The organism is Methanomicrobium sp. (genome assembly GCF_055145805.1).
In genome coordinates, this window is sequence record NZ_JBSREC010000082.1 from 1 (window position 1) to 6,427 (window position 6,427).

The 6,427-nt window shown below is 37.6% G+C and carries 9 protein-coding genes; 5 read left to right on the top strand and 4 right to left on the bottom strand.

The genetic code is table 11. From position 1 onward, the window contains the following. Window positions 1-189: 189 nt before the first annotated feature. The 4 genes from ACTB1O_RS07520 (at window position 190) to ACTB1O_RS07535 (ending at window position 2,344) form a co-directional block, all read left to right on the top strand. A complete protein-coding gene (locus tag ACTB1O_RS07520; protein ID WP_462994521.1) occupies window positions 190-1,080 on the top strand; it encodes a class 1 fructose-bisphosphatase in 891 nt (296 codons plus the stop codon). Window positions 1,081-1,147: 67 nt separating this feature from the next. Further along, on the top strand, window positions 1,148-1,384 hold the full coding sequence (locus tag ACTB1O_RS07525; RefSeq protein WP_462994528.1) for an LSM domain-containing protein: 237 nt from the start codon (window positions 1,148-1,150) through the stop codon (window positions 1,382-1,384). A 19-nt stretch (window positions 1,385-1,403) separates the two neighbouring features. Then, window positions 1,404-1,754 carry a helix-turn-helix transcriptional regulator gene (locus ACTB1O_RS07530; RefSeq protein WP_462994522.1) on the top strand — a complete coding sequence of 117 codons (351 nt, stop codon included), beginning with the start codon at window positions 1,404-1,406 and terminating at the stop codon, window positions 1,752-1,754. A gap of 77 nt (window positions 1,755-1,831) precedes the next feature. Further along, window positions 1,832-2,344 (top strand): type IV pilin domain-containing protein, encoded by a 513-nt coding sequence (locus ACTB1O_RS07535; protein ID WP_462994523.1) that lies wholly within the window; start codon window positions 1,832-1,834, stop codon window positions 2,342-2,344. 47 nt (window positions 2,345-2,391) lie between these two features. Here the strand turns inward: ACTB1O_RS07535 and ACTB1O_RS07540 are convergent, their stop codons facing one another. Further along, the gene (locus tag ACTB1O_RS07540; protein ID WP_462994524.1) at window positions 2,392-2,979 is read right to left on the bottom strand and encodes an endonuclease dU; all 588 of its coding nucleotides are present in this window, start codon (window positions 2,977-2,979) and stop codon (window positions 2,392-2,394) included. 39 nt (window positions 2,980-3,018) lie between these two features. On the opposite strand from ACTB1O_RS07540, the gene aglJ reads away from it, so the two are divergent. Then, a complete protein-coding gene (gene aglJ, locus ACTB1O_RS07545; protein WP_462994525.1) occupies window positions 3,019-3,945 on the top strand; it encodes an S-layer glycoprotein N-glycosyltransferase AglJ in 927 nt (308 codons plus the stop codon). Here the strand turns inward: aglJ and ACTB1O_RS07550 are convergent. From ACTB1O_RS07550 to ACTB1O_RS07560, 3 genes are all read right to left on the bottom strand, one after another. Further along, window positions 3,909-4,454, bottom strand: coding sequence for an aldolase (locus ACTB1O_RS07550; protein ID WP_462994526.1), 546 nt, complete (start codon window positions 4,452-4,454; stop codon window positions 3,909-3,911). The two genes, aglJ and ACTB1O_RS07550, sit on opposite strands and share 37 nt — an antisense overlap. Before the next feature lie 130 nt (window positions 4,455-4,584). After that, entirely contained in the window at window positions 4,585-4,857 is a 273-nt protein-coding gene (locus ACTB1O_RS07555; RefSeq protein WP_462994527.1) for a thioredoxin family protein, read from the bottom strand. A gap of 77 nt (window positions 4,858-4,934) precedes the next feature. After that, the gene (locus tag ACTB1O_RS07560) at window positions 4,935-6,413 is read right to left on the bottom strand and encodes a preprotein translocase subunit SecD (RefSeq protein ID WP_462994529.1); all 1,479 of its coding nucleotides are present in this window, start codon (window positions 6,411-6,413) and stop codon (window positions 4,935-4,937) included. Window positions 6,414-6,427: the final 14 nt, after the last annotated feature.

Below are 6,427 nucleotides of genomic sequence, written 5' to 3' on the forward strand. Positions count from 1 at the left end.
GCAGAATAAAATTTTAAGAAGAACAAAAATCCTTTTTTAATTTTCAATATTGAAATCAAAGCCAATATCTTATTTAAAATTCAATCAAATTTTAACATTTTTCAGAATAAGATAATAAATTCGCATCACAAAACAAAATTAATAATAAGATACAATATAATGACAAATATCCGGTTCGGTTGATTATATATGACAAATCTACGTGAATATCTTGACACAACAGACTGTAAGAATGATTTAAAAGATCTTATTGAGCTCATTGCAATACAGGCAGAGCCTATAAGGCAGGCTTTCATCACAAATCAGTCATATGCAGGCACAGAAAACGACTCCGGAGAAGAGCAGGCTGCACTTGATGTATGGTCGGATGCTCACATCACAGATGTTTTATTCAAATCAAATCTTGTGAGTGAAATCGCATCAGAAGAAAAGCCGGACATTGCAAAAAATCCGGACGCAAAAAGCAATTATGCTGTTGTTATGGATCCTCTTGACGGTTCATCACTAATTCAGGTCAATCTGTGTGTTGGAACAATCATAGGAATATATGATAACGGAAATGCACTGAGCCGGGGCAGAGACATGAAAGCGGCAATGTACATGCTCTACGGCCCTATGACTGTTTTAACACTTTCAGTTGGAAAAGGAGTATATATTTTTGCATTAAAAGAAGGGAAATATCTGCTTATGGAGGGCCCTGTGACCATGCCTGAAGGTAAACTGTATGGGAGTGGCGGACTCAGAAAGGACTGGACAAAAAAGCATGAAGAATTTATAGCAGATATTGAAAAAGATGGTGGAAAACTTAGATATTCAGGTTCATTTGTAGCTGACTTTCACCAGATACTAAAATATGGCGGTGTTTACTGTTACCCTGCGACAACAGATAACAGCAAAGGAAAACTAAGACTTGTCTTTGAGGCAAATCCTCTTGGTTTCATTGCCAGACAGGCAGGAGGTGCAATTTCAGATGGAAAGCAAAATCTTCTGGATGTTTTGCCGGAAAAACCAAGTCATAAAACACCACTTTACATAGGCAGCAAAAATATGATTGAAAAAATTGAAAAAAATATGAAATAATTTCTAACTTTTTTTATTACAATACAAGGGGAAATAATTAATTACATAACAGTCCATATAAATGACGATGGTTAATAGCATTGTTCTGCCAATTAAAAAAGTATCAGCTCTTGTTGATTCCAAGATTACAGTTGAAATTAAAGATGAGGGCAAAAAACTTCAGGGTAAGCTTATCGCAGTAGATGAGCACTTAAATATCCAGATGGACCAGGCAACCGAGTACGTAAACGGTGAAAGGGGCAGAAACCTTGGCACAGTTGTCATTCGCGGAAGTAACATCCTGACCATCGCACCCCTAATATAATAGGAAATTTTTGATATTTATGTCGGAAATTGACGAAGAAGCATTCAAACTGATACAGTCTAAGCCGGAAGGTGTACTTCAGAGTGAGCTCTGGAAACTTCTTGAAATTGATAGCCGAAAGTGCTCAAGAATTGTCAAAAAATTAACAGACAATGATCAGATTGAAAGAATCGATTATAAATCAGATGGTGTAAAGACATATCTGTTAAAAGCAAAAAAACGTGCAGTAGAGCCCGAACTTCTGCTTGCAGGCGGAGAACTTCTGCCATGCATTGGTTGTGAGGAAGAGTGCAGCGTGATAGACTGCCCCCATCTTATGGACTGGATGTACCAGCTTGCAATAGAAGAGTTTTCAGAAAAAAGTGAATGAATTTAAAACCTTTTTTAAATTTTACTTAATATAAAAAAGCCGAAAATGTTATTCATAACCTGCTATAATTCTAATTATTGTATTCAATAAAAGAACAAAATGAAGCTTCATCACCGGTTATTGCAACAGTACTTCTAATAGCCCTGGCAATAATTCTCGCTGCACTTGTTCTGTTGATTTTAATGAATTTTCAGATTCCGGAATACACACCTCCTGAAGAGACTCCAACAATCTTTAAAATTTATAAAATATCCAGCAGTAAACCAAATTATGAAAGCATAATAATCCTTTTTAATATTGGAACAAATGCCTATGATAACTCACTTCTTAAAGCTAATGTATATTCAAACGATGTCCTGTTGGGATGCCAGATAAAAACAATGAGAGGCAAGGATTTTATTCCTACTCATCATTTCTTTGTTAAGACAATGGGAGGGATGGGATGCAGTAACTCATACTGGAATCCAAATGAGAAAACCAGCCTGGATCTTTCAAATGGCCTGATCAAGCCGGGAGATACTGTTAAGGTAGATATTTTACTAAAACCAGATAACAAACTAATATCTACAGATACTTTTATAGTGCAATAATTAAGCTGTTTCAGGGTTTAAAAAAGATGAAAAAAATAGATCCTTATCTAATTGAAATTTTTAATATCTTCATTTCTTACACTTCTTATAATCCCTCTTGCAGTAAGCCTCGCAACCCTTAAAGGTTCAGGAATTCTGCCTTCCCTTATGTATGCATCGCATAACCAGCCTGCATTATCATTAGAAAATCCCGAGGCTCTTAAAAAAACAGAATATCCGTTTTTCATAATAAAAGAAGTTCTTTCACCCAGTTTTCTATAATCCTGAAGCCTTTTGGAATCATCCGGAAAATGACGAATTATATCTTTTTCAAGACCTTCTGATTTCTCATATGTAACACAAACTACAGGAATACCGGTTTTATCATAAATTTCATCGGTATTTATAATATTGAACCATGATACAACACAGCCTGAAAGCATAATGCAATGAATATCCTTTCTGAAAAGACTTTCATAGAGATCAATAACTGCCTTTGTTGCATCTGTCCCGCCTATTGTTGCTGATGAAAAAGAGACTCCGTCAATAATAAGATCCTTTCTCATAACAATTCCGGCAAAAACTGATCTCGTTGCGCCCTTAACAAAGCTTTCTGCTATACCAAGTACACGGATTCCGGATTTTGCAGTCTGCATGAAAGGACTTATGAATGTAGATTTTTATATAATGTAGCAATGGACATAAAAAAGGATGAAGTATGCATTTTCATCCCAACACTCAATGAGGCACCAACTATCGGAGAACTGGTCCGTTCATTTAAGGAAACAGGATATGAGCATGTATTCGTAATGGACGGAAACAGCAGTGACGATACAGTAAAAATCGCAGAATCAAAAGGTGCGAAAGTTGTAATTCAGAAAGGAAAGGGAAAAGGAAGAGCAATAATAGAAGCAATAAGTTATATCGATCGACCATACATACTGATGCTTGACGGCGACGGCACCTACATCCCCGAAGATGCGGAAAAAATGTTAATCCCGCTTTTTGAAGGATTTGATCACGTAATAGGAAACCGCATGGATACTTATGAGCCTGGTGCGCTCAGTCGTTTCAATCATTTTGGAAATGAAGTTATAAATTATCTCTTCAAAGTGGCTCATGGTCAGTACTTAAATGATATTCTCTCAGGCTACAGGGCATTTAATCTTGAATCTCTGAAAAAAATGAATCTTAAAGAAAAAGGATTTGAGATTGAGACAGAAATTTCGGTTGAAGCTGTAAGAAACAGACAAAAAATAGCAGTTGTACCGGTAAGCTATAAACCAAGACCAGGGACTCCTACAAAACTCCATCCGGTAAGAGACGGTGCAAAAATAATTTCAGCCTTATGGAGACTTGCAAGAGTAAGCAATCCAATATTTTACTTTGGCGTTATCGGCCTTTTGGTATCACTGACAGGGATTCTGCTTGGTATATATGTAACATATGACTGGTTAAACAACATTACACATACTGAACTTTCCATATTCACAGTTCTTCTGATTATACTTGGATTTCAGATATTCATGTTCGGCGTTATCGCAGACATGATAGTATCATTTAACAGAGAATTAAGAATGGAGATTCAAAGGCTCAGACCTCCGAATCCTCCCATCAAATAAATTATTTTACAGGCATGTTCTGCAATTGAGGTTAAAAGATAAGCTTCCTTTAGATTATTTCCAATAGCAAATGTTCCATGCCCTTTTGCAATTACAACAGGTGAGACTCTAAGACCTTCAGAAACATTTCCGGCAAGAACATCTGTTCCGGGTTCACCTGTTACAACAGGTATTACAGGACACAACATCTTCCCCTCACTGTCTTCAGGTATAATCTCATTATAATAGAAAGATGCAGCTACAGAAAAAGCAGGATGTGCATGAACAATTGCGCCCTTCCCGGTTGACCTGTAACTTTCATGATGAACACGCCATTCACTTGATGCACCTGCCTCAGGAACTCCGTCTTTTGATACAAATTTTAAATCATCTGATTCATCAAGATATGAACCACTTTTCGTGATAAAAAATCCTTCGTCTGTTCTTAAACTTATATTCCCAAAATTTCCGCCTACAAGACCCTCATTAAAGAGCCTTTTACCAATTATTTCAAATTCTTTATTCTGCATTAACCACACCATTTCAATGAACTATATTCATTTTTATATCCTACAAAGACTGTATCATTAATCACAACATAGTTAGCTTAAAAAAAGATAGGACAGGTTTAATCCTTTATAAAAAAAGGTTCTTCTGCCATTAATCAATTAAAGGAAGAATTAAGCCCTGCAATGTATCTGCAGGAGTCACACCCTCAAGCCTGTGCTCTATCTTTCCGTCCTTTTCAATGACAATTGTGGGGACAACCTGAATACCATATTTCACTGCCAGCTCCATATTGCTGTCAACATCAATTGTTTTTATCTCAACAGAATCCCCCATCATGTTCTTCAACTGTTCCAGAATTGGGGTCTGCATCTTGCATGGACCGCACCATTCTGCAAAAAAATCCATCAGTACTGGTTTTGACATAATTACAATATACCTCTCTACAGAGAAGAGGTCAGAAAAAGATATATAATTTTGTTTTTATCCGGTTGTCAGAAAAATCATTTTGACGGATTTTTAGAAAGTATTGCCATTATGATCTTACCATATGCCGGACGTGTTATGATAACTCCGATAAGAACACCCAGAATTGTAATAATTGCAAATCCTTTCAGTGTTGAAAGATCCATCAGTGCAAGAGGCAGCATTGCAAATATTGTAGTGCATGCAGCCACTGAGATGATCATTAGAGCACGCTTAAATCTCTTCATATAGACATTCGGCGATGGTACCTTTCCTTCATGTAGTACTTCGTCTGTTATAACTACCAGCTGATCAATACCTGTTCCCAAAACAGCTATAAGACCGGCAATACTTGCGAGATCAAGCTGCTGAATGTATCTTGCAATTCCAAGAAGTATAACTATCTCCGCAATATTTATGAAAATCATTGGAAGTACAATTGAAGGCTCTTTATAGCGGAAATATACTGTTACTGCAACTGCCATCAAAGCTATAATTGCCGCAATTATACAGACCATCTTGAAGTAATCTCCAAGTTGTGCCGGCACAGAACCGGAACCTGCAATTGTTACATCTACAGGAAGCGCACCTGCACGAAGATGAATCTCTAAAAGACGTGCCTCTTCAAGAGCATCATCACCCTGGCCTGTTGATGCACTCAAATCACGTACAGTTCCTGTAAGGAGTTTACTTGCAAGATCAGTTGAAAGAGGAGCACTATATACGACATCCCCGTCTAAAAGCATCACCAGATTGTGATTTTGAGGATCTTTTACAGCATCATGTTTGATTGCCCCGTCACGGAATGCTTCTGCCCCTGCAGCATCAAGAGTGAATCCTACTCCCCAGCTCTGACTTCCCGGAGGATTCTGGCTTGGTCTTGACACGCTTGTTACAGAATCGCCAAAGATTACATGCTCTGTTTCGTTACCAACAGTTACAATTCGTATCTCAAATTTACCCTGCGAACTTACGAGATCCTGAGCAGTATTGATATCAGTTCCCGCAAGTTCGACACGTACGTAGCGGGTTACATCATTAAGGCCGCTTAATGTATTTATGCGAACATCCTGCGTTCCAAGGTTGTTTACCTTATCCTCAAGAATTCTTTTTACGTCATCAGCAGTTTCTTTTGAAACTCCCTGTTCGTATGCTACAATCTTTGCTCCAAGTTCATCAAAGATCTTTTGCAATTCCTCTTCGGAATAATATTTTCTAATCTCAATCTGATCTTCACTTACAGGAAGAACCTCTGCATCTATCTCCTGTGATAAAACATCTGCGAACTCTGAAACAGGCATATCAGAAGAGAATCTTACTACTTCTGACTGAAAAGAAAGCTGGATCCACGAACCGCCCTGAAGATCAAGTCCAAGCTGAAGATTACCTTCAACACCCTTGTCAAATGCCGGAGGAAGTACATATATGCTCAAAACCGAGAATATAATTAAAGCCGACATTACAAGAACACGCCAGTCGGAGAAGATCTTTTTTAGTGTGCTCTCTTCATCTGCCATTTTTAACCCTCTTT

Excerpts from the sequence above, each read along its gene's own strand:
- ACTB1O_RS07555 (WP_462994527.1), bottom strand. The coding sequence starts at position 4,857 with ATGTCAAAACCAGTACTGATGGATTTTTTTGCAGAATGGTGCGGTCCA.
- aglJ (WP_462994525.1), top strand. The coding sequence starts at position 3,019 with ATGGACATAAAAAAGGATGAAGTATGCATTTTCATCCCAACACTCAAT.
- ACTB1O_RS07540 (WP_462994524.1), bottom strand. The coding sequence starts at position 2,979 with ATGCAGACTGCAAAATCCGGAATCCGTGTACTTGGTATAGCAGAAAGC.
- ACTB1O_RS07530 (WP_462994522.1), top strand. The coding sequence starts at position 1,404 with ATGTCGGAAATTGACGAAGAAGCATTCAAACTGATACAGTCTAAGCCG.
- ACTB1O_RS07560 (WP_462994529.1), bottom strand. The coding sequence starts at position 6,413 with ATGGCAGATGAAGAGAGCACACTAAAAAAGATCTTCTCCGACTGGCGT.
- ACTB1O_RS07520 (WP_462994521.1), top strand. The coding sequence starts at position 190 with ATGACAAATCTACGTGAATATCTTGACACAACAGACTGTAAGAATGAT.
- ACTB1O_RS07525 (WP_462994528.1), top strand. The coding sequence starts at position 1,148 with ATGGTTAATAGCATTGTTCTGCCAATTAAAAAAGTATCAGCTCTTGTT.
- ACTB1O_RS07550 (WP_462994526.1), bottom strand. The coding sequence starts at position 4,454 with ATGCAGAATAAAGAATTTGAAATAATTGGTAAAAGGCTCTTTAATGAG.